The organism is Amycolatopsis sp. (genome assembly GCF_025464955.1).
Lineage (GTDB): Bacteria > Actinomycetota > Actinomycetes > Mycobacteriales > Pseudonocardiaceae > Amycolatopsis.
In genome coordinates this window covers 1-22766 of the sequence record NZ_JAODNM010000060.1, presented here as the reverse complement: position 1 = coordinate 22766, position 22766 = coordinate 1, and the positions used below count along the sequence as shown (strand labels likewise).

The 22766-nt window shown below is 65.3% G+C and carries 20 protein-coding genes; 9 read left to right on the top strand and 11 right to left on the bottom strand.

Annotation, left to right across the window (positions count from 1 at the left end):
• Nucleotides 1–65: 65 nt before the first annotated feature.
• Nucleotides 66–752 carry a hemerythrin domain-containing protein gene (locus JWQ81_RS13560; RefSeq protein ID WP_297541278.1) on the top strand — a complete coding sequence of 229 codons (687 nt, stop codon included), beginning with the start codon at nt 66–68 and terminating at the stop codon, nt 750–752.
• 515 nt (nt 753–1267) lie between these two features.
• Here JWQ81_RS13560 and JWQ81_RS13555 read toward each other — a convergent pair.
• The 3 genes from JWQ81_RS13555 to JWQ81_RS13545 form a co-directional block, all read right to left on the bottom strand.
• On the bottom strand, nt 1268–1834 hold the full coding sequence (locus JWQ81_RS13555) for a DUF6262 family protein (protein WP_297541277.1): 567 nt from the start codon (nt 1832–1834) through the stop codon (nt 1268–1270).
• Nucleotides 1831–3669 carry a site-specific integrase gene (locus JWQ81_RS13550; RefSeq protein ID WP_297541275.1) on the bottom strand — a complete coding sequence of 613 codons (1839 nt, stop codon included), beginning with the start codon at nt 3667–3669 and terminating at the stop codon, nt 1831–1833. Before JWQ81_RS13550 ends, JWQ81_RS13555 begins: the two co-directional genes overlap by 4 nt.
• Before the next feature lie 137 nt (nt 3670–3806).
• Entirely contained in the window at nt 3807–4289 is a 483-nt protein-coding gene (locus JWQ81_RS13545) for a hypothetical protein (RefSeq protein WP_297541273.1), read from the bottom strand.
• Nucleotides 4290–5260: 971 nt separating this feature from the next.
• Here JWQ81_RS13545 and JWQ81_RS13540 point away from each other — a divergent pair.
• The 3 genes from JWQ81_RS13540 (at nt 5261) to JWQ81_RS13530 (ending at nt 8001) form a co-directional block, all read left to right on the top strand.
• Nucleotides 5261–5428, top strand: coding sequence for a hypothetical protein (locus tag JWQ81_RS13540; protein WP_297541272.1), 168 nt, complete (start codon nt 5261–5263; stop codon nt 5426–5428).
• 897 nt (nt 5429–6325) lie between these two features.
• Nucleotides 6326–6862 (top strand): hypothetical protein, encoded by a 537-nt coding sequence (locus JWQ81_RS13535; RefSeq protein WP_297541270.1) that lies wholly within the window; start codon nt 6326–6328, stop codon nt 6860–6862.
• Between the two features lie 68 nt (nt 6863–6930).
• Nucleotides 6931–8001 (top strand): hypothetical protein, encoded by a 1071-nt coding sequence (locus tag JWQ81_RS13530; protein WP_297541268.1) that lies wholly within the window; start codon nt 6931–6933, stop codon nt 7999–8001.
• A 186-nt stretch (nt 8002–8187) separates the two neighbouring features.
• Here the strand turns inward: JWQ81_RS13530 and JWQ81_RS13525 are convergent, their stop codons facing one another.
• A complete protein-coding gene (locus JWQ81_RS13525) occupies nt 8188–9006 on the bottom strand; it encodes a group II intron reverse transcriptase/maturase (protein ID WP_297541266.1) in 819 nt (272 codons plus the stop codon).
• A 435-nt stretch (nt 9007–9441) separates the two neighbouring features.
• Here JWQ81_RS13525 and JWQ81_RS13520 point away from each other — a divergent pair, with 435 nt between their 5' ends.
• On the top strand, nt 9442–9648 hold the full coding sequence (locus tag JWQ81_RS13520; RefSeq protein WP_297541264.1) for a hypothetical protein: 207 nt from the start codon (nt 9442–9444) through the stop codon (nt 9646–9648).
• A 100-nt stretch (nt 9649–9748) separates the two neighbouring features.
• A complete protein-coding gene (locus tag JWQ81_RS13515; RefSeq protein ID WP_297541262.1) occupies nt 9749–10030 on the top strand; it encodes a hypothetical protein in 282 nt (93 codons plus the stop codon).
• Between the two features lie 662 nt (nt 10031–10692).
• Here JWQ81_RS13515 and JWQ81_RS13510 read toward each other — a convergent pair.
• The 4 genes from JWQ81_RS13510 to JWQ81_RS13495 all read right to left on the bottom strand — a co-directional run bounded on the left by JWQ81_RS13510 (nt 10693) and on the right by JWQ81_RS13495 (nt 14693).
• Nucleotides 10693–12438, bottom strand: coding sequence for a PKD domain-containing protein (locus tag JWQ81_RS13510; protein ID WP_297541259.1), 1746 nt, complete (start codon nt 12436–12438; stop codon nt 10693–10695).
• Entirely contained in the window at nt 12435–13487 is a 1053-nt protein-coding gene (locus JWQ81_RS13505; RefSeq protein WP_297541257.1) for a DUF916 domain-containing protein, read from the bottom strand. The genes JWQ81_RS13510 and JWQ81_RS13505 overlap by 4 nt, the downstream gene beginning before the upstream one ends.
• Before the next feature lie 64 nt (nt 13488–13551).
• The gene (locus JWQ81_RS13500; RefSeq protein ID WP_297541255.1) at nt 13552–14106 is read right to left on the bottom strand and encodes a hypothetical protein; all 555 of its coding nucleotides are present in this window, start codon (nt 14104–14106) and stop codon (nt 13552–13554) included.
• A 296-nt stretch (nt 14107–14402) separates the two neighbouring features.
• Nucleotides 14403–14693, bottom strand: coding sequence for a hypothetical protein (locus tag JWQ81_RS13495; RefSeq protein WP_297541253.1), 291 nt, complete (start codon nt 14691–14693; stop codon nt 14403–14405).
• A gap of 631 nt (nt 14694–15324) precedes the next feature.
• Between JWQ81_RS13495 and JWQ81_RS13490 the strand changes: the two genes are divergently transcribed.
• From JWQ81_RS13490 to JWQ81_RS13480, 3 genes are all read left to right on the top strand, one after another.
• Complete coding sequence (locus JWQ81_RS13490) at nt 15325–17925, top strand: LuxR C-terminal-related transcriptional regulator (protein WP_297541251.1); 2601 nt, start codon at nt 15325–15327, stop codon at nt 17923–17925.
• Nucleotides 17926–18371: 446 nt separating this feature from the next.
• Nucleotides 18372–19766: an ice-binding family protein gene (locus tag JWQ81_RS13485; protein ID WP_297541249.1), complete on the top strand. Its 1395-nt coding sequence runs from the start codon at nt 18372–18374 to the stop codon at nt 19764–19766.
• The gene (locus tag JWQ81_RS13480) at nt 19766–20407 is read left to right on the top strand and encodes a class F sortase (RefSeq protein WP_297541247.1); all 642 of its coding nucleotides are present in this window, start codon (nt 19766–19768) and stop codon (nt 20405–20407) included. Before JWQ81_RS13485 ends, JWQ81_RS13480 begins: the two co-directional genes overlap by 1 nt.
• Here the strand turns inward: JWQ81_RS13480 and JWQ81_RS13475 are convergent, their stop codons facing one another.
• The 3 genes from JWQ81_RS13475 to JWQ81_RS13465 all read right to left on the bottom strand — a co-directional run.
• Nucleotides 20408–21151 (bottom strand): GAF and ANTAR domain-containing protein, encoded by a 744-nt coding sequence (locus JWQ81_RS13475; RefSeq protein ID WP_297541245.1) that lies wholly within the window; start codon nt 21149–21151, stop codon nt 20408–20410.
• 173 nt (nt 21152–21324) lie between these two features.
• Nucleotides 21325–21867, bottom strand: a complete 543-nt coding sequence (locus JWQ81_RS13470) for a hypothetical protein (RefSeq protein WP_297541243.1) — start codon at nt 21865–21867, stop codon at nt 21325–21327.
• Nucleotides 21868–22462: 595 nt separating this feature from the next.
• The coding region (locus JWQ81_RS13465; protein ID WP_297541241.1) for an integrase core domain-containing protein at nt 22463–22766 on the bottom strand (304 nt) is incomplete at its 5' end.

Below are 22766 nucleotides of genomic sequence, written 5' to 3'. Positions count from 1 at the left end.
CGACAGCAAGATTACGATCACCGGTGAAGTACCAATTTGCCCGGTAGTCGAAAGTGGAGTGACGTATGACAACCATCGATGAGCCTCTCGCTGATGTACGCGACATGTACGCGGTTCACGTGGTGCTCCGCAGGGAGTTGGGGTTGGCAGCCGACCTCGTCCGAGGTGTCGCGGCGGGAGACTCCGAACGCTCGCGTGTCGTCGGTGACCACATCGAGATGACGTTGACCTTTCTCCACGCGCATCATAGTGGTGAGGACGCGCACCTCTGGCCCCGGCTACTCGAGCGGGCGCCGCAGGAGGTGGCGCCGATCGTACACACCATGGAAAGTCAGCACCACGGTATCGAGGTGACCCAGGTTGAGATCTTCACGCATCTGGAAACCTGGCGGAGCAGTGCGGCCGCCGAGGCCGGGGCGCAGCTGGCTGCGGCGCTCGAACGGTTGAGTCTGCTGCTCAAGGAGCACCTCGGCATGGAGGAGGAGAAGGCTGTGCCGATCATGGGTGCCTATATCACTGCGGCGGAGTGGAACGCGATGGTCGCGGAAGGCGGTGCCGGCGTAGCCCCCGAGCTGCTTCCGGTCATGTTCGGCATGCTCATGTACGAGGGCGATCCCGAGGTGGTTCAGCTGGCAGTGGACAACATGCCGCCGGAGATCGGTGCGGTGATCAAGGACGTTGCCTCGCAGGCCTACGCCGACTACGCGAAGAACGTCTACGGGACCACCACCCCGCCGCGCATCGGCGCCTGACACACCCCGTCGCACACCGCGTCCGGGAGAAGCAGGAATCTCATACCGTTCGCCAGGCTCTCAGACCGACCACTCAAGCTAAACTGGAAGTGTTCGGCGGGCGCGCTGCCCGGAAAGTATATACCAGCCCGATCAGGCGGTACGCGTGTGAGCCAACGCCCAATACCCGGTGCCTGAAGTCATTCCCAACTTCTGGTTCAGATGAAGGATGGCGCGGTTGGAATCGTCGTTGACGGTCGTGACAGACCGGGCTCCTGCACGGTATGCGTGCAAGAGCCCGGTCTGTCTTTACCGCCGCGGCCACGCTACGACCCCGGCAGTCGGGATCTACGCCGGTGTAGCCGATGTGCCAGGATTCGTCGCCCGTCTCCGGGGCCAGAATCGTCACCGCGCACGCGGGGCCCGGCTTGTCGAGCAACTGAGCGAACACGACCCGTGCGGTGACGACTTCGTGGTCATGCTGAGAACGGTAGTGGATCTCCGTACCTACGCGAGCGGGCCGAGCCGTCCCGTCATCACGTGGCGTCGGACTGGCGTTTGAGGGCGAAGCGGTCTGGCCGATTCACCTGGGACATCAGCTCCCGGTTCGCGCCGCGGGCGGCGTCAAGGTCGGCGGTGCGGTCGTCGAGTGCGCCTCGCAGCTCAACGACCTGCTGTTCGACTTCGGTGATCCGGTGTTTGAGCTTGTCGACGTCTGCAGGGGCACCCAGACCCGACTCGTGCCATGCCCGGGCGCCGAGTAGCTCGGACAGTGTCTTCTCCATCTGGTGGATCTGCTGTGCCTGGCGAGTGATCTGCGCGCGGGCGTTCAGCAGGTCGGTCTGCAGCGAGGCCCGGCTGACCTGGGCGCCGGCCTCTGCTTGTCCGGTCGCCAGCGGGCCCGCCTGTGCAGCGTGGATCTCGTGCAAGAGGTCCTGGTGGCGGTACAGGAACGTCCGGTCGACCCCCGCCGATCGAGCAATGCTCGAGGCGCTGAGCTCCTGGCCGGCCTTGACGGCGTCGGCCAGGGCTGTGATGACGCGTTTGCGCCGCCTGATGGAATCGGCCCGGCGGCCGTCAAGCATGGGGTTGTCGGTGGTCATGCTGGACGCTCCGGTCGCATATCGGGTAGAGAAGCTCGGACTGTGGGGAGGCCGAGTCCTACGATTCGGGCGCGGCCACGGCGCACAATGGCAGCGGCGTCTTCGATTTCTGCGCGCTCGTGCTCGGAGAGGTCGTCGAGCGAGCTCTTCATGCGGACGATCAAGTGCCGAATGCGGGTGATTTCGTCGTCCGAGGGCGCGGCCTCGGACTTTGCCCAGTGATCCGCGTCGAGTGCGGCAAGGGACCGCTCACGATTACGCAGCAGATCGGCAAGGTAGTGCTCCAGGTCCGGCAGGTAGGAGACGTCGGTGTCGAAGTGCCCGCAACCGATGCAGCGGAAGCGAATGGGGCAGTCCTGGCCGCCGGCAGCGACGTTACTGGGTTCGGAGCACCGGCCGTAGGGCACAGCGACTTCGCCCACAGCCTGGCGCGCACGTTCGGAGTCCAGCATGGCCTTGGCCTGCCGCCAGATCCTGTTGCCGTGTCGATCGAAGTGCATGGTGGTGACTCGTTCAACCGCGGCCCGGCGGCGTTCCTCACCGACACGGCAGTACCGCTGAGTTGTTAGGAGCTGCCTGTGGTCCATGAGGTCGCGCAGGACGTCGACATCGACTCCGGCGTCGGCGTGACGCTGGGCGTAGCAGTGGCGGTAGGCGTAGGGGAAGATCCGAGCCTTGTCGAACGGGAGGGTTTTCGTTCGCTGCTGGCCCTCCTCGTCGACGACCACGGGAACCAGCACCTCCGGTATCTGATCGGACCATTCTCGGTGCCGCTTGGAGACCCAGCCCTCGGCGATCGCCCTGTGGCCGGCGGGGTTCATCGCCGGAGCAGGGAACAGTTTGAGGTCGACGGGGCGGCTGGCGGGGGACCGAGCGCGGACGCGCTCCTGCTGATGGACAATCAGGCCTGCGGTCGCGGCGCCGATCGGCAGTCGCCGTCCCTTGCGGTGTACTTTGTGGTTGTCGTAGATCAGGACGGGCTTGCCGTCACGATCGCGTTCCAAGCACTCCAGCTGAAGTTGGCAGACTTCGTCGGGGCGGCGCCCGGTGTCGATGACCAGTTCGGTGGCGATCCGGATATCTCGACCAGCCAGAACTTCTAACGCTGGAAGGTTTGCGCACAGGTGGCGCATCACCTCGACTGGTAGGTCGCGGCCAGCCTCGGTGTCCTCGGGCGGATCGGGGATGTCCTCGACGGTGAGGGTGAAGTCCTCCTGCAGCCCGTGGAGGAACTCGCCGGGGCGGGTGATGCCGAGGCTGCGGATGCGCACGAGGATCTGCCGGGCGCTCATGCAGCGTTGTCGCCGTTGACCGGCGCTAATGGTGTCTTGGTTTTCGAGGTAGGCCAGTCGGTTGCAGAACGCGGTGATGTCCTCGCGCGTCAATTCGCCGGGGATGCTGCCGTGGTCGTCACGTTGCAGACGCTGGCTTTCTGACAGTGCCACCATCGCCGCGATGTGAGTTTGCGTTGTGCTGCTGAGGTTGCGGCCGCGGCGTTTCGAGACATCGCTGAATGCCCATCGCTGGGCTGCTTCTCGAAGCCAGGGCTGGCTGATGTCGGTGAACCGGAGCGTACCGAGGTGGCCGAACGCCGACATGTCCCAGATATCCTTGTGCCGCTCGGTCTCTGGTGTCATGCCGTGTCGGCGGAGTGCTGTCGCGAAGGTGTGGTGGAGGCTGCGGTAGGCCTTCGCGAGACCGGCTGCAGGAAGGTCCTCCAGCGTCGCCGCTTGTGCCTGGCGCAGCCGGTCGCAGTACGGCCTGAGGGTCCAGAACGGTGTCTTCGATCCGTTGCGGGTCCGTTCGTGCACGCCGTAGAGGACCTCGGCGATCACCCGAGGAGCGAGGCCCCGGAGACTGACTTCGTTGTTCGTCGCAACCGCCGGTGCGGTCTTTCGCCATACGGCCGGATCAGTGTGCGGATCGCGAGCGATCGCCTTGCCCGAAACCAGTCGCAGCCCGGAAGGCTGAATCAGTCCGGATAGCGCCCGCCGATCCGTCGCCAGTGCTCGACTAGCTCAGGCTGCACCGGCGCTGCCAGAACCTCGGCGAGGTCTTTCTCGGCCTTACGCGCCACCTTCTCGGTGGTCTTCCGTATCTCCTCGTTGAGGTGTGCGTCCGACTCCATTCCTTCCGAGAACATTTGCTCGACCAACTGCATGCTGTAGCTCTCAGGGAGATCTGCGTGGGCCTGTTCGGCGGCGATCTGGTTGATCCGGAGTTCATCAGCACGCCCCAACGCCAGGGTGTGTTGAACATCCAGGATGATGCCGGCGCTCGAGGGCACGCCGTGACGGGTCGCGATCCGCAGGAGGTCGTCGCTGAAGGCGCGCGCCTCGGCTGGTTCCCACGGCAGCTTCTCGAAGTCCGCATCGGGGTGCGCTTGGATGAGCTGGACCGTGTCGGGTAGGTCGCACCAGGTCACACTGGATGGAGGACAGAGGCGGTAGAGCATGAACAGTTCCCATCCGGAGCAGTTGGCTCCCGGCCGGAAGGCGGCAGAAGCCGCCGTGACGTCTGAGAGACGGGCAGGTCGTGGCTGGCGTTACAACTTGTCGCTGCCCGGGTGAAAGCGCCTCCTGTCGGTTGTCACCTGAACCCGGCAACTACCGTTCGCTCGACGGAGCGGTCCGAAGGGCAGCGTCCACATTGGATCGTCGTGTCACCACCGGCCCGCGTACCGGGCGGTGACCAGGATGCACGATCATCGTCGTGACGACCGCCACCCAGGGTGGCTGGAAACCCACCTCCAACGAGCTCTACCGCTACATGCAGATTGTGGACCACTGGGCCCGACAAGAACGCGTTGGTTGAGTCGGCCTGGGGCGCGGTGCTGGGATTGCTCCCGGTCCGTTTCCCCGGGCCGCTCGCCGAACCCGCCGTGCGCCTCTCGACGCAACGGGCTCTCCACGGTCTCTGCCGTCAGGCGGGGTTGGTCACAAGCCAGGGGTTGGGGATCTTGATGCCGCGGTACCGGTAACGAGCTATCGGGACTGAGGCGATGTTGAATAGTTCGATCCCGTCCGCCGACGGCCTGCGCCACCCGCTCGGCGCGAGCTCCATGCACACTGTCCCTCGAAGCAGGAGGGTCCCTGTAGGTCGCCTCGCGGCACATAGGCCGGATATCCGATTCGCCGCTCGGGTATAAGCAGCACGGTAGGAACCCGGCCAGGTATTCCGCGGGGGCTGCGTGCCTCGTCCAGCAGGTTGAACTCGTCGGCCCGCTCACGCAACACCGGCGGTGGATCTCGTTACGACGCCCATGCCGGACGTCCCGCGCCGTGTATTCGACGCGGCAGTCGCCGCCGGTGTCACGGTGTGGAACAGCGCGGGCAGTGTGGCGAAACTCTTCTCCCCAGCAAAGCGCAGCGCCGTGTGGCCGGGAGAAACCTGAGACGGACAAGACAGCCGCTTGGGGGCGACGCGGTGCCGTTCGCGCTCATCGCCGGAATCGGCCACGCGACCGGGACCACCGTCGACGACGGGTGCACCGCACTGGTGACGGCCGCACTCGACCGCTTTCTGCGCGAGACTCCCGCGGGCGATGTACCGGCTCGCCCGCGGGCGGTCGGCTGGCTGGTCCCGATGATCTGATCGTCGTTCGATCCCGAGCTTCCGTCCGCCCTGGACAATCACTTCTCGCTGGTGCTGATCCGGCTTGGCATACCAACACGGACTGTGTGCCGGAACCAGACTAAGATTGCCGTTGACAGTAGTTTCGCACGCCGGGACCTGTGCGGGGCCGCTCGCATGCACGGTCCCTACCGCGGCCACCGCATCCATATGAAAATGTGCTTGTCGGATTTCGCTTCAGGGCAGTGACTTGAGTCGATTCGCGACGCCTGGGTGAACAGTGCTCGATTTCCGCCAGGTTTCCTCGATCGGCCCAATTAACTGGCGGCGGCCGTGTGACGGAGTACTGTGTGCAGCGAGGCTGTAACGAAGTCCGCAATGGACACGATATGCCCTAGCAAGTGTTGAACAGTACCGGCCGCGCCAACAGTCGCGGTCGAGGTCGGCAGTGGCCGAGTAGAGATTCGTACCCCTGGACCCTGGTGCGTCGCGTTCATCCGCGCTCCGGAATCAACACTCCGCGAAGGGGGCGACATGGAAATCCTGCCGCCAGAATTGCAGGCCGCCACCGTGGCAATTGTCGTCCTTTCGCTGGGTGTGGTCACAGTATGCGCATTGCGTCGAGCGGTCAGAGACGTGGATACGATCCTCTGTGAAGAGTTGGCCTCTGGAGCCGGATCAGACCGGTCGAATGACCTCGCCTCGATTCGCACACCCACGGCGTGGGTGGCGCGGACAGCGCAGCCAGTCGCTTCGTGTGTGGGGGGACACTCGCCTGATCTCGGAAGAGGCATTGAGGACATCCACTTTATCACTATTCATCAATAATGGAGCAATATGGGACTACGTTGACGACGTGGCCGAAACATTCAACTGCTACTCAATTTCCCTGACATTGCCGGTGACAAGATAGGAAATATGATGAGAAAAACGTTGATCATCCCCGCGCTGCTCATCGGCGCTGCAGGCATGCTGGTTGGCGCATTGCCGGCATCAGCGGCGACGTCCGGGGGTACCCCGATGACCGTGGAGGTCGGCGGGGGTGCCCTGAGCATTACGGTGCCGGGTGGCCCGGTCGACCTTGGGTCGGTGCCTGCCGGCGTCAGCGCGCAGACAGTCAGCGCGCCGCTGGGACAGGTCACTGTGACGGACAACCGCGCGGGCACCGCGGGCTGGACAACGACCGTGGGTGCGACCGACTTCACCGGACCGCAGAGCATCACGGTCAGCACACCCGGCTCGGTGACCTACACCGCACCCGCCGCGACAGTGACGGGAACCGCGAACGTCGCTAACAGCAGCCAGGACCACCTTTTTCCGGACGCGGTCGTGCAAACCGCCACAGGCGTGAGTGGGCCCAATACCGCCGCGTGGAACCCGACCCTCGCCGTGAGGGTGCCCGCCGGCGCGTTAGCCGGAACCTACAGTTCCACGATCACGCACTCCGTGGCCTAGACATGGCGAACTGGACGCGACAGACGCTTCCGGTGCGGCGAGGCGGTTCGATATTGATATTGATATCGATGCCGGTGATCATGGTTGTCGCCACGGTCATCGGCGCCCTGGCCCCAGGCGCCACCGCGGCGGCCGCCGCCCCCTCCGGGCACGGGGGGCACGCGAGCACCAGCGTGCCCTCGGCCAACGACACACCGTCGAGTTCCGGCAGCGTCGGGATCCGGCTGCTAGACATACCAGCGAACGCCGTCGATAACCCTACTGCCCACGAGTACATCGTTGATCACCTCAAACCGGGCACGACCACACACCGCCGCATCGAGGTATCGAACACCACCACCTCCACGATGCGGGTGACCCTTTACCCAGACGCCGCGACCATCTCCGCAGGATCGTTCCTCGGTGCGGCCGGGCACGCCACCAATGAACTTGCATCCTGGACCACGGTGAGCCAGGACAGCCTCGACGTCCCCGCCGGCGGCAGTGCGCGCGACACCGTGACCATCGCCATCCCGTTTGGCGCAGCCCCCGCAGAGCGCTACGCGGTCATCTGGGCCGAGGTCGCCAGCCCCCAGCGTGGCAACATCAGCCTGATCAACCGGGCTGGTATCCGCTTGTACGTCATCGTCGGCGGCGACAACCCACCAGCCGCCGCCTTCACCGTGGACACCATGACGGCCCAGCGAGACCCCGCCGGGCGTCCCGTCGTGCAGGCCCAGGTCCACAACACCGGGGGACGGGCGTTGGACATGGCTGGCACCCTGAGTCTCGCGGCAGTCACCGGGACCCTCAGCGCCGGCCCCTATCAGGCCCAGTTAGGCACAACGCTGGGCCCAGGCCAATCCGAACCAGTCATCGTTCGCCTGACCGACCAGGTACTCGACGGCCCCTGGAACGCCACTCTCGCGTTGCACAGCGGACTACTCCAGCAAACCCACCAAGCCCAGATCACGTTCCCCAACATCGCTGGCGCCGCCGCCCCCGCCCCCGCTCACCCCGTCACTGCCAACAGCCCAGCACCGATTACTGCAATCCTCGGCGGAGCGTTGCTGATCGCGACGATGGCGGCTCTCGCCCTACTCCTTGCTGCCCACCGACGGAAAGTAAAACAACGGCAGCAGGTCGACACCTCGACGTGATCGCGCCGCAACCCCGGATGAGTCGGACTGGCGCACGGTGCCGGGCTTGGCTCTCGATCCGCTTCTTCAGACCGCTCGCCGAGTGAAGTAGGCCGCCGGCGAGGTGCCAGTGGTGCTGGTCCTTTTCCCTCGGGCCCTTCCCGAACCGGACTGGCGAGATTTTCCCGCATCCGGCTCTCCAGTGCTCTACTGCCGGGTGGTGGCTGTGGCTCGTCCGGCATGGATGTCCTCGTGACAGGGGTCGCAGACCACGAGAGTCATGCGCTTGGCCATCAGGCGTACCCATGTCGGCTTCTCTGGCCGTCCTGGCTTGTTGAGGTCGGCGAGTTTGCGGATGTGGTGGACTTGCAGCCCGGTCCGCGACTCGCAGAGCTCGCACCGCTCGGCCAGGAGCCGATGGATCAGTTCGTTTCGGCTAGCGGTGGCCAGAGGCGGTTTTCGATCGGTGATGACAGCGGTGCGCTGCCGTTTGAGGGAGATCCCGCCGAAGCGGGCGACCAGCGGCTTCCTGTCTTCGCGCGCGACCATGACCTGGAAGCAGGTCCGGAGTCCGGTACCGGAATTGACGGCCGCCTTGTACTTGCGGGCCATCTTGGTGATGGTGGACTTGCGCTTCCCTGCCAGGGTCTTGAGCATGGAGGTCTCCTTGACCCAGCGCAGCTTCTCCAGACGGAACACGTCCTGGGCCAGCAGGTAGTACTGGACGAATCCGCGGTATTCGGAACCGTACTTTGCGACGATGGTGAAGTCGTCGTCGAACAGCAGTGGTCCGCGTTGCGCGGGCACTCCCTTGCTCATGTAGCGGGCACACCGCTCCCGGATGACGGTCTTGGGCACGAACAGGCCGATGGCACCGTTGACCGACCGCCTCCCGGCTGTGATCTTCGTGTTGCAGTGCTGGGTCCTGATCTCGTAGCCGAGGAACCGCGCCGCCTGGCCGGCGGCGTGGGTGATCAGGGTCTTGGACCCGGACAGCTCCAGCTTGAGCTCGTCGCGCAAGAACATCCGGATCTTCTCCTCGATCTCCTCGGCTTCGCGATTGGGACCGGCGAATCTGAGCAGGAAGTTACGGCTACGGCATCGAGTGCCTTCCTGTCCTCGATCTGCTGGTCGAATATCTCGCCGAGCGATCTCCCGAACTTGACCACACCTCGCTGCGCTCTGTTGCCCGCAACCTGTGCCGGCTGTTCTGGCGCGACTTGGAGATCCACCACCCCGGCATTGACTCACTACGGCTGGCCCCCAAGTCCGCGCAGGTATGGAAGGAACGGCTAGCCCACATCCGGGATGCCGAGGGCCGGCCGGTGCGTCCCCGAGTGAACTACCGCAGCGAACTGGTGTTCGTCCGGGCCTTCTACGAGGACATCGCCCGCTGGGCCGCCGACGACCACATCCCGATGGGCGCCCTGGGTGGCGCCGTGCCCGATCAAGGCGGCCGAGGTGACCTTAAAGAAGGCAAACTCGCGGGTCAAATCGCGGATGGACCAGCGGACCAGGACCCAGTTGCCGCTGCTACCCGCGTTGCTGCGAGCCACCGAGAAACACCGCAAGGACGCCGAAGACCGCATCAACACCGCCCAGGCCACCGCCGCCGGAGTCCGGTTCACCGCCGGCGGCCAGGAGTTCCAGCGGTTGCCGCCAAGGTGAGTCCGGCAGGGTCTACGCCGTCGGCCTGGCCACCGACCGGCGGCGAGACCTCACCCTCGAGGAATCGGCGGCATTCTGGTCATGGGCGACGGTGGAAGTGTTGCGGCACAACGGAATCCGCATCGAGGAAGTGCTGGAGCTGACCCACCACAGCTTCGTCGCCTACACCCTGCCCACCACCGGCGAGGTCGTGCCGACGTTACAGGTCGCGCCGTCCAAGACCGACGCGGAGCGACTGCTGCTGGTTTCACCGGAGCTCGGGGAGGCCTTGACCGCGATCATCTTCCGGGTCCGGGCGGGCAAAGCTGCCCTGCCCCTGGTGGCCGCGTACGACGTGTTCGAACAGACCTCAATGGTCTTGTCGTCAGGTGTTCTTCGGTGACCGGCCAGGAGGTGGGGATCATGTCGCCTCGGTAGATATATCCGGGTGATCTCGGTATCCGCCCCTGGTTGATCAACTCGATGCCGTCGGCGTGGATCGGTTGCCAGGTCCCATGAGGACCAAGCAGCCATCGGCGGACGTCCTTCCACATATATCCCCTCGAGCCCAAGGAACCGCACAGGTTCAGATTTGAAGAAGCGTCGACAACAACTGAGCGACACAAAGTGCTTGACTCTCCGGCCGTGCAATCACCGCTATCCCGCGGCTATAACAGGCATTCCCCTCTTGATCAGACTGGTGTGAGACACCCCGTATGCGTGGGAGTTCCTGACCGAGGATGGAATCGGAGATCCTTGTGTACGTGTCCGCACCATCTGACAAGCAGTCCCGGCGTTCCTCCGACGAGGAGCAGACCGATCCCGCGCCGCGTCGGTCACGGCCGGAGTTCACCACGGAGTACCAGCTCGCCACGGTCGCCGAGTCTGAGAACTCCCCGAACGGGGAGATGGGCGCGATCCTTCGCCGAGAGGGCTTGTACTCGTCTCACATCATCGAATGGAAGCGAACCCTCGACGCGGGACCGGGTGGTGGAGGGTTCGACCTGTGCCCCCGTCGGCAGGCGGGTGAGAGAGTCTTTGTTCCGCTCTCGATGAGCCGAAAGCTCAAGGTCCGCTGCTCAAGGTCACCGTCCAGGTGGAGATGTAGGCACCGGCGTAGCTTTTCGCCGGTAGCGCCAGCTGGAACGTCGAGTGCATGGTCTGGTTCCCGGTGCCGGATGCGGTGGTCGCGTTGAACAGCTTCGTCGCGGCCGGTGCGGTGGCTCCAGCGGGCACCACGTACGGGAAGGTGAGCCCGCTGGTGGTGGCGGGCACGCAAGTGGTGTCGCAGGTCACCGTCGGCGTGGTCTGGACCGTGGTCGCGTCTGTGGCCAGTGTGTGCGGTCCCACGGTCCACGTGGTGGAAGTCAGCGTGATGTTCCAGCCTGCGGAGAACGGGTTGCTCAGGTCCCATGCCACCGCGGACGTCAACAGCTGGTTGGCGCCGGTCAGGGTCGTGCTGAAGGCCGGCGCGGACGGGGCCGTCAGGAACGCGAGCGGCAGTCCGGTGATCGTGACGGAACGGGTGGTGGCCGCGGTGGCCTTTCCATTGCGGGACATGACCCTGCCGGTGAAGACCTCGGCGGTGCTGGTGCCGATGGTGTCGGTGACGGTCAGGGTGACCGTGTACGAGCCCGCGGTGGTGTATGTGTGCGTGGTGGTGGAGGTGGAGGTGTTGGCGGTCAGGCTGTCGCCGAAGTTCCAGCCGTAATTGGCGATGGCGGTGCTGGTGCCGGTCGAGCCGGAGCCGTCCAGGGCGACGGCGCTTCCCGCCGCGACCCCGGTGATCGCGGCCAGCGCGGCCGTCGGTGCCTGGCCGGGGATCATCGCCACGCCGGCGGGTTGGACGGTGGCACCGAGGCTGATGGGAGTGCCCACGGCGCCAGTGGTGATGGTGATCGGGGTGATCGTGCCCGGCGTGTAGTTGGTGACGTAGGCCTTCGTGCCGTCCGGGGTGATCGCCACATCGTAGGGAGTGTTGCCGGCGGCGATAGCGGTGCCGGCGGTGCCGGTGGCGACGGTGATCGGGGTGACCGTCGCCGACCCGTAGTTGGTCACGTAGGCCTTCGACCCGTCCGGGGTGAATGCCACCCGGGTGGGACCGGCGCCGACGGTGATCGCGGTGCCCACGGCGTTCGTGGCGACGGTGATCGGGGTGACCGTTCCCCCCACCTGGTTGACGACGTAGAGCTTGCTGCCGTCCGGGCTGATCGCCATTCCCTCGGGATGGGCGCCGACGGCGATGGGGAGGCCGGGTGTATTGATGTTGACAGTGATCGGGGTGACGGTGTTCGAACCGCTGTTGGCGACGTACGCCTTGGTGCCGTCCGGGGTAAACACGACCCCGTCGGGATTGTTGCCCGCGAGGAAGGGGATGCCGGGTGAATTGGTGTTGACGGTGATCGGGGTGACGGTGATGAAACCGGTGTTGGCGACGTAAGCCTTGGTGCCGTCCGGGGTAAAGGCGAGCCCGTGCGGGCCGGCGTCGGTGGTGATGGCGGTGCCCGCGGTACCGGTGGCGATGGTGATCGGGGTGACGGTGTTCGAACCGCTGTTGGTGACGTAGGCCTTGGTGCCGTCCGGGGTGATGGCCACCTCGGCCGCGCTGGTGCCGACCGCGATCGCGGTGCCCACCGCCCCGGTCGCGGTGTTCAGCGGGACGACCGTGTTCGACGCCGAGAGGACCACATACGCCATCTGAGGCCCGATCGCCGCGGACGCCGGCGCCGCGGCGGTCACCAGGACGACGGTCACGCCACTCAGGACCAGCAGCGCGCCAAGGAGTACCGGGAGCATTTTGCGGATGTTCATTGTCCGCTCCCGTCCACGGAATGCCGGGAGCGGCCGCGGAGCAGTTTCCCGCCGAACAGTCCCGTGATCACTGCCGCGAGGATGATCGCGGCGAGCCAGTACAAGTTCACTGAACCGGCCGGGGTGGCGGGGGTGGGCGGCATCGGCACGGGTGCAGGTGAGATGCCGACCAACGGCGCGTTGAGACCGATATGCCGGGCGAGGGTCACGCTGCTGCCGCCGCCGGCCAGCGTCGCGGTTACGTCGTAGTCGCCGGCGGGCAGGGAATCGGGCCAGGCGAATGGATAGCGGATGGCGGCGTCGGGCAACAGAGTGTCGAGGGTGCGCCTCAGCGTCCGCTGATAGCCGTCCGGGCCGGCCAGCGCGACCGTCAGATCCGGTCTGCCCAGCGCCCTTCCGTCGTCACCGAGGCCGATCGTGACCGAGCCGAGCTGGGTGGCCCCGATCTGCGTGAGATCGAGACTGGTCAGGCTGGGATGGAAGGCGGCGTCCCCGGGCACGACGACGAGAACGCCGATGACGGTGCGCAGTACCTGCTTGATCTGGAAACCGCCGGGAGAAGTGCTCGGTGCCGTGTTCTCGAAGGCCAGACCTGCCAGGTGATCACCATTCGAGGCGTCACCGGGCACCTGGACCGTGAACGGCACCACCTTTGACGCGCCGGGAGCGAGATCGAGGGTGGCCGTCGAAGACTTGATCCACTTTCCGGTTTCGCCAACGGAATCCTGGCGGTTGGCGAAAACGGAACCAGACGTCTGCCCGGTCAGGCCGTCGACGGGGGAAACTACGAGACTGACCGCGTCGGCGCCGGTGTTGTGGGCCTCGACCGCTTCGACCAGTGTCGTTCCGGTGGCACCGCGCAGATCGAAATACGATTTCGCCGCGTCGGCCTCGGATTTCTGGACCGGGCGCAGGCTGACCCCGCCGCCCGGGGCCGGAGCGGAGGTCGGCGAGGTCTGCGCCATGGCTATCCCAGGCGACACGATGAAGCCAATCAGGCTCAGCACGCCGAGCGTGATGGCGGTGCGGATCATAAGGATTCGGTTCATCGCGAAGCTAGGTCTCTCTATCAGTGTCGGATGAAGGTCATGACGGCCTTTGCTTCGGCGACGCTCACGGAGCGCTGACGAGCGAATAGGTCCAGGTCGAGGTGTAGGTCCCTGCCTGCACTGAGGCCAGGAGGCCCAGCGCCATGCTGTGCGTCCAGTTCTGGCTGCCCATGCCGGTGTTGAGCGCGGCGGAGAGGATCTTGACCGCGGTCGGCGCCGTGGTCGCCGCGGGCACCGTCAGCGGATACGCCACCGAGTTCGTCGCGACCGTGCAGGTCACCCCCGACGCACAAGCGCCAGAGGCTGCCGTGTCGGTGACACTGTTGTCCGGGAGACTGAGCGCTCCGGTGACGAAGGTCGTCGAGGTCAGCGTGACATTCCAACCCGCGCCGGTGCCGGTGCTGTCGACCACGTTCACTATCTGCGTTGCCGGCGCCGACTGATTGGTCCCGGTCAACGTGGCGGAGAATGCCACACTCGCCGGCGCCGTCATGGCCAGCGCGCCACCGGTGATCGTCGCCGTACCCGGGGTGGCCGCTGCCACAGCGCCCCCGGCGAGCATCGCCAATGCGGCAACCGCGCCCACACCCAGCATCTTCTGCTTGTTGTTGTTCAGCATGAACTCCTCCTCTGTTGGTTTTGCCGATGCTTCACCGCCGGCTCGGCCCTGCTTTTGGACATACCGGATATGTGTGACTGTGGAATGGGCTTCTGCGGCCGGAATGACTTCAGGCTGCGAGGGAGAATCGTGGAGATTTCTTGGATTCTCGGGTCGCACCTGGTTGAAGTCGTACTTCGTGCGGATGACACCGGAGAATGATCTCCTCGGTTCCTTTTCGGGAACTGGGATGACCGTATCCGAGCCTCGGGTTGTCGCGCTGTGGACGAAAGTCCTTTTGATCTTGCCGAAGGTCCTCAGCGGGTGCGTGGTGTTTCCGTGGAGCCAAGAGCGGCCAGATTCGTGTCAGGCTCGTCCTGATCCACGGGCGCCGGCCTGGGCCGCGCGAATTCCGGGGTATCGAGTATGCGGTCCACAACTGTGCCGGCTCGGCGCAACGCCGATACCACGAGGACCGTCAAGGCGATGGCGGCCAGGACGACCAGCCCGATTCCCGATGGCCACCCGCGGCTGACGGTGAGCAGGATGCCGAGCGCCGCAGTGATGTCGGTCGCGTGCCACAGTTGATGTCGCGTAGTGCTGGTCATGGGTTTCCTTTCCGGCCTGGACCTCGCCGGATGTCCTTTGCGGAGTGCGAGGTGAAGGGGAGCACGTGGGCCGCGGAAGAGATGCGCTGATGGCCGGAGTCTCGGGCCGGGTGAACCGGACCCGGCGTTGACGCCGCCGGGCCGGATCTGTGCTCGGTGTCGTACGTCGGGTTGAGTCGGGTATTCGTTACAAATCCTGCGAGCGCTCGAATCGCGATGGATTCACGCGTCGGTCGAAAGCCCGCTGGGGGCACTGGGTGGTTTCAGCGCGCCGACCGCCGCCGCGCCGACGATGTTCTTCACGGCGCGCGAGCAGGTGTATGTACCAGCCTTCCGGCGCGGTTTGATTGTCACCGCAAAGGGTGATCCGAGGCTTCACCCGTAAGGGGTGAGCGTGGAGTCCAATGGCGGCTGAGTTGGGAAAAAAATTCGCTCCGTCGAGTGAACTCTTCGGATTTGCCGCGCACGGAGGTCACACTTCGAAGGACGACCGGGTCCGCACGGACCGGCGATGCCCTGCTCAGCGGCCGATTCTGGTCCATAATGTACCCATGTGTCGCTGCTGATATGAGTCGCAGGGAGAGAGCTAATAGATTTTTCGATTTCTAGGTTCAAGGTTCACCTGCCGCCCTTGCCCAAGGATTTCGTCCGGGTCGAGCGCGCTCGCCGCATGCTGCCGAACTCCCGGCACGTCGCGGAAGGCGGCGATCCACTGATGACCGCGGTGTTCGCACCACCCGGATTCGGAAAGACGACGCTGTTGTCGTCCTGGGCGCGTCACCACCGTGGGCAGGCTGGTGGCGGCCGGATCGCCTGGGTCGGTCTGGACGCGGCCGACAACGACCCGGTACGGCTCCGGACTGGGATTCTGGTCGCGCTCACGAACGCCGATGACGGGGATCGGAGCGGCGCAGAGGATCCATGCCCGCTGATCGCGGCGACGAGCCAGACCGAGGACGCGTTCGTGACATCACTGGTGGATGTGGTCGGCCGGCGGCCTGGTCCGACTTGGCTGGTGCTCGACGATTTCCAGGTACTTCGCGATCCACAAGCCCTACACCCGGTGGAGTCGCTGCTGCGGCATCGTCCGCCCAATCTCCGGCTGGTCGTCTCGGGCCGGACCAAGCCGATGTTCCCGTTGCAGCGGCTCCGCGTCGCGGGCGAACTGCGCGAGATCGACGCCAACGACCTGGCCTTCTCGTGCAACGAGGTCCGAGAGGTGCTGGCAGGCTACGGGGTAAGCCTGGCCCCCGAGGATCTCAGCCGCCTTATGGAGACGACGGAGGGATGGCCCGCGGCGGTCCGCCTGGCCGCGCAGGCGTTGCGCGATTCGGCTGATCACAGCGAAACCGTCGGCACTTTCGCCGAGACCGATCGGGTGGTCGCGGAGTATCTAGCCGGGGAAGTGCTCTCGGAAATCCCCGTCGGCCTCCACGAGTTCCTACGCGGAACGAGCGTGTGCGACCGATTCACCGCCGAGCTCGCCACCGCGCTGACCCACAGGCCGGACGCCGCCGCGGTACTGGACTGGCTCGAGTGTTTCTCCGCGCTCATTTCCCGCGATACCGTCGACGGCACTTCATACCGGTGTCACCCGCTCTTGCGAGCCTATCTGCGTGCGGAGTTGCGGCGCCGGGACTCCTCGATGGTGACCGCGCTGCACCGGACGGCGGCCGGATGGTTCGTCGCAAACGGAGAGCCGGCGCGGGCACTGCGGCACGCCGCCGACGGGCGCGACGGCGAACTGGCGGCGAGTCTGCTGGCGGAGCACGGTTTGGCCTTGGTACTTGAGGGGAAGGTTTCGCCGTTGCGCCGGGCGGGCGCGGTGCTGCCCGCGGCGGTGGCCGGCAGCCCGGCGATGAGCCTCATCCTCACGCTGGCGGACCTGATGGCAGGGGAACGCGTGGCGGCCGAATTGCGGCTGTCCGGTTTGATCGCGGTCTCTCCGGATGGCACGGGTGAACGGGAGTCCGCGCTGGAGCTGGTGGTACGGACCAACTGGGTGCGGCTCAGCGGACGGGTGGAATCCGCGCTGGAGGAGCTGACGGCCCGGCTCGACCGGATCGGCGAGCCGGAGTTGCTCGTTCTCGCGTTGATCAATCGTGGCACCGCGCTGTTGTGGCTGGGCAGGCACCGGGAATCAAGCTCGGATCTGGAGCGGGCGCTTCATCTCGCCAGCGCACACGGGTTCGACTACGCGATCCTGCATTGCTTGAGCCAGTTGAGCGGGGTCGCTTCGGCGGAGAGCGAGTATCCCCGGATGCGGCGGCTGGCCGAGCGGGCAATCTCCTTCGCGAAGGAGCGGAAGCTCGACCGCAGTGCTGCCGCTTGTTTCGCCTACACGGTCGCCGCTTGGGCGGCGTACCAGTTCCTCGACCACGCGCGCGCCCGCGAGCTCGCGCCACTGGCGGTGGGCCTGCTGGGCGCCCGCAACGACCGGACTGTCGAGAAGTGCGCCGTGTCGCTGGCCGAGGCGGTCGATTTCGAATGGGGAGCGGACCCGCAAGCCGCTTTGGTGCGGCTGCGGGGGCATTGGGCGGGAGTGACCCACAAGGACCCGACTCTGCCGGCCCTGATCGTCTACGAGACCGCGATCGAGCAGCGAATGGCCCTGCGGCTCGGCCGGCCGGACTGGGCGGCGCAGGCGGAGCGCCGGGCGTCGGCGTGGCTCGGGGATGTCGGCGACACTCTGCTGCTTCGCGCGCGGATGCACGCACATTACGGTCGTGCGGCCGCGGTGCGGAATCTGCTGGACAAGATCACCAGCGGCAGCGTGGCCTGTCAGGTGGTGTCGACCCGCATCGAGGCGCATCTGCTCGGCGCCGTGCTCGCCGAACGGGCTGGGGACCTGCGCACCGCGCACCTCGAACTGCGGACAGCGATTGAACTGGCCGAGCCGCGGTGGGCACTAAGGCCGTTTTACGAGGCGGGTGCCAAGATCCGGGAGCTCCTGGTGACGCAGGTGGGTCGATCGGGCCATCTCGACCCGTTCGTCGACGAGCTCCTGGTGGCGATCGCGGTGGAACCGTCCGGTGTCTCCGCCGAGCTCACGCCGCGTGAGATGTTGCTGCTGAAGGAACTTCCGTCGCTGGCCACCGTCGACGAGATCGCGGGCAAGCTCTTCGTCTCGGTCAACACGGTGAAAACCCATCTTCGGCACGTCTATCGGAAATTCGGCGTCACCTCCCGGCGGGAAGCCGTCGACGTGGCGCGCAAGCGCGGGCTGCTGTGAACGGTCCCTCGTCAGATCCGGGCAACCGCGCCGGTCGGCAGTCGTGACCGCATCCCGGCTAACGAAACGGTACGCAAACACGGGAAAGTCCACTTTTCGATTGACGAAGACCACTTGGCAGGCTTTAAGCTGTGGTGTCGAGGACTGACGGGCCATCCCAGAAGCAGACGGTTCCGTTTCAGAAAGACTCGTCATGGCACATTCGCGCCGATCCCGCAAGCGGCACAGAATTTGTTTGCCGCGAACAAGTTTGGCAATCCTGGCGACCGCTGTGCCGGAAAACGACCACTGTGTCAAAACGCAGCTGTCTCGGCAGGTGATGAATGCCGGGTCGGGGGGACGAATCCGGTAGTGCGCTGTGGCGCGTCCCTCTTCTGAAACCGTTTTGTGGTCACCGTTCTGCTCCGGCCGGGGGCTGGAACCCCACGCTCAGGGAAAGGCTGAAGATGAAGTTCTCCTGCAACGCAGCGAACGCGAGACGGCTGCGTTTCGGCGCCGCCGCCGTGGCGATCGTGGTCGCGTCGTTCTCGGCGGGACTGCTGGTGCTTTCGGGCAACGCACAGGCCGCGGCGACTTCGGTGCCGCTCGGCACCGCCGAGAGTTTTGTCGTGCTGGCGGGAGCCGGGATCACGAACACCGGTGCCACCACGCTCGACGGAGATATCGGGACCTATCCGACCCAGTCGATCACCGGCACCGCGACGATGACCATAACCGGCACGAACCACGCCGGTGACGCCGTCACTCAAGGGGCGAAGACTGATCTCGTCACCGCGTACGGCGTCGCCGCCGGCCAAGGCCCGACTTCGCCTATCTCCGCCGACCTCGGCGGCCAGACACTGGTACCCGGCGTGTACAACTCGGCTTCCTCGCTCGGGCTCACCGGAGCGCTCACTCTCGATGCGGAGGGTGACCCGAACGCGGTCTTCGTCTTCCAGGCTGGTTCCACGCTCACCGCGGCTTCGGGCAGCCAGGTCGTGCTGATCAACGGCACCCAGGCCTGCAACGTCTTCTGGCAGATCGGCAGTTCGGCGACGCTCGGCACGGGATCGATGTTCCGTGGCAGCATTCTCGCGCAGACCAGTATCACCGTCACCACCGGCGTGGTCATCATCGGCCGAGTGCTGGCCCTGGGCGGTGCCGTCACGCTGGACACGAACACCATCTCGAAGCCGTCCTGCACGACGGTCCCACCGACCAGCACCATGACACCCACGGATACGGCGACGTCGACCGCGACCGTCCCGCCGACATCGAGCACGTCTCCGACCGATACGTCGACACCCACGAGCTCGGCGACTCCCACCGAGACGGTCACGACCGGGACCGTCCCGCCGACATCGAGCGCGACTCCGACCGAGACGTCGACTCCGACCGATACGTCGACACCGACCGAGACTGGGTCCAGCACGAAGACACCCACTCAGAGTGCGTCGCCTACGGAGACATCGACGTCGACCGGGACCTCGACCTCGACCACAGTTCCGACTGATACGGCGACATCGACCGAGACGACAGCGACGTCCACTGACACGACGACACCGACTGTCACGACCACGCCCGTCGCTACGACCACACCAGCAGGTGGCGTGGCCGGGCAGACCGGGGCAAGTTTCGTCGGCGTCTCGCAGGTTCCGATGGGTGCGGTGGGCACCGGCGACGGTTCCTCGGTGACCAGCGCCTGGTCCGTCGCGGACCGGAGCTACGGGCGCGAGCCGGTGTCCAGCTGCAGCGGTTCCGTTGTATCCCAGGCGATCTCAGTGAAGACGAGCCACTCGAGTCCGCAGTGGCAAGGCTGGGCAGCCTGGATGATGCCGCTCAGCGCGTACTGGGCCAACTGATGGGTTCAAGCATCGGCACCTGTCGCCGCAACCTGGTGGTTGTGGCGGCGGGTGCCCTCGCCTTCGCGCTGCTCACCGGATGCGGCCCGGCCGCCGGCACCGCGCCGGTGGCGCCCCTGGGCGCGAACGCCGGCAGTACGCGGGTCGGTGTCAAGGCAGGGGGGATCGCGCCGATGGTGTCGCAGATCCCGCTCCGGGTGACCGTGCCGGCGATCGGGGTTGATTCAACTTTGGTCGCCCTCGGCTTGAATGCCGATCGGACCATCCAGGTGCCGCCACTTTCGCAGGCGAAACAAGCGGGTTACTACCGATATGGCCCCACTCCCGGTTCCCAAGGGCCTGCGGTGATTCTGGGGCATATCGACGGAAACGGTCAGAAAGGCGTCTTCTACCGCCTGCAGGATATGATCCTGGGGCAGCAGATCACCGTCAGTCGCGCCGATAACAGGACCGCGGTGTTCACTGTCTACTTGGTGGAGCATGCTCCGAAGACGGAATTCCCGACCCAAAAGGTGTATGGCCCGACTCCGGACGCGCAGCTCCGGCTGATCTCCTGCGGCGGTGTTCTTGATCGTCAAGCCCACTCATATCTCGACAATGTCATCGTGTTCGCGAGCTTGACCGCCACCCACCCGACCTGATCAACGCACCTTCTTGGCCGCATGCCAATTCTTCAGGCTCGCCACACTCGGGGACCCGTCGACGACGGCGCGTGCGAGGTCGTCGAGGAGTATCCGATCGTGTCGGGCGAAGGAACGCATCAGCTCGAAAGCGTTGTCCGTGGTGCTGCCGCGGCGTTCGGCGAGAATCCCCTTGGCCTGTTCGATCATGATCCGGGTGTTCAGCGCGGTTTGCAGCTGTCCGGAGAGCCGTTCGGCCTTCCCGATCGCTCCCCTGGACAGGAGGCAGGCGGTGGCGACTTGGGTGAGCGCCTCGCCGAGTGCTAGATCATCCCGGCTCAGCCCGCCGGCGCGCCGGCGAAACAGGGTCATCGACCCGATCGTGGCGCCGTGCATATGGAGTGGAAGCGCGTGCAGGGCCGCGAATCCCGCGGTGAGCGCGGAAGTCCGGAACGTCCCCCAGCGGAAGTCCGAACGCAGGTCGGCGGCGTTCACCGGCGCTCCGGTACGCAGGCTCTCGATACCGGGCCCGGCATCGATCCGCAGCTGCTCGAGCTGCAGGGCATGGGCCGGCTCCACGGTCGCGCGGATCGCCTCGAAGCGGCCGTCTTCACCGATCAGCAGCACACCGGCCGCGTCGACGTCGAGCAATAGCACCGAGTGTCCGGCGAGTGAACGCACGTAGCGAGCCGGGTCGAAATCCTTCTTGTGAATATCCGATAGCTCGAGGAATGCGGTGGCGATCCGCGCTTCGCGGTAGATCATCAGTACCTCCAGCGGCTTGTTCAGCCCGCGACTCCCGTCATTTACGGTTGCCCCTTGCTCTTACTGTGTATCCAATCCAGGTATGGGTGAAACATTTTATCCTTGCATTCACCTGTTTTGGGTGAGGGGCGAATGCACGCGCGTTCGGGCATCCTCAATGTGCGCATTCGAAGTTAACCGGGCAACCCGCGTCCGAGGCTGACTGAAGGCTGGCTGGAGGCTGACGCAATTCGGAGCCCGCGTCGAGAGATTGACTCTCCGACCTGCGGCAACATCCGGACTCGGACAGTGTGCTCGAACAAGGATGATGATCTTGCCCGGTTAACTCGAAGACCTAAAAGATGCGCATTGCGTCGAGCGGCGAGAGGTATCGATACGATCCTGCGCGAAGAGTTGGTCTCTGGAGCCGGATCAGACCGGTCGAATGACCTCGTTTCGAGTCGCACGCCAGTAGCGTTGAGGTATGCAGGTGCACGTGCATTGTACTGATGGCCACTCAATTGGGTGAACGTCTTAGTGAGGTTCGTGACGCAGATCTGCCAGCGCGTGGTGAACGTCTCATACGAGTCCTCCGGCCCGGTGTGTCCGACGAACTTGCGGTCACAGTCGATGTTCTCGACCTGGAGCTCGTGCAGCGCCGCGAGCAGGTCCGACAGACGCAGACCTGCTTCTTTCAGGGCGTCGACGTCCACCGTGAAGCCCTGCCCGTCCGCCATAGGACCTCCCGCGCAACGTAGTCACCCAACCGCTCTAAGGAAGAGTGAATGGGGGTGTGGGCGGGTGCCCGGTGCGTCACCCATTTGGCGGAAACGTGAGGAAATCGGCTACGCGTCGGCATGGAACCGAGTTATGCAGGGTCTCGCGATTCACCTCAGGTGTCCGGCGGCATCCAGGGTGAGGACGTGTGGGTCGGTTCCAGGCGTTGAGGGTGAGCACAGGTTCGTGTTCGGTGGGAGGTGGTTGCCGGTGATGGTGTTCGGCGGCAGTGTGAGCACGTCGATGAAGGCGGCGGCGCTCCCGCTGTCTCTGGCCGGAGCTCGGGAGGGCCGCTCATAGGTGCGGAGGCACCCGAGTGATTACGGTAGAGGCGGACGCCCACGGCGTCGAGCGGCGGCTCGCCGCCGGTGAGTTGACCTGTCCGGATTGCGCCGGTGCGCTGGCCGGCTGAGGGTATGGCCGCGAGCGTGTGCTGCGTGGTTCCGGTGGGATGATCCGGCTGCGTCCGCGCCGGTCACGCTGTGTGCGATGCGGGGCGACGCACGTGCTGTTTGGTCCGCCCCGAGGTTCCTGGACAGTCGCTAAGCGTGATTTCTATGCCGCGAGCTGCGTGTCCAGGTGAGCTTGGTAGGTCTCCGCTGGGGTCTTGTAGTCAAGTCCAGAGTGAAGACGCTGCCGATTGTAGAACACTTCGATGTACTCGGCCACGGCCCGTCGTGCGTGGCGCCGGGTCGGGAATACGGTTCGGTAGACGAGTTCGTTTTTGAGCGTTCCGAAGAATGACTCGGCCATGGAATTATCCCAGCAGACCCCTGTGTGTCCCATTGACGATATCACTCCCAACTCGGCAATTTTGTTCCGGAAGCTGTGTGAAGTGTATTGAGTTCCACGGTCGGAG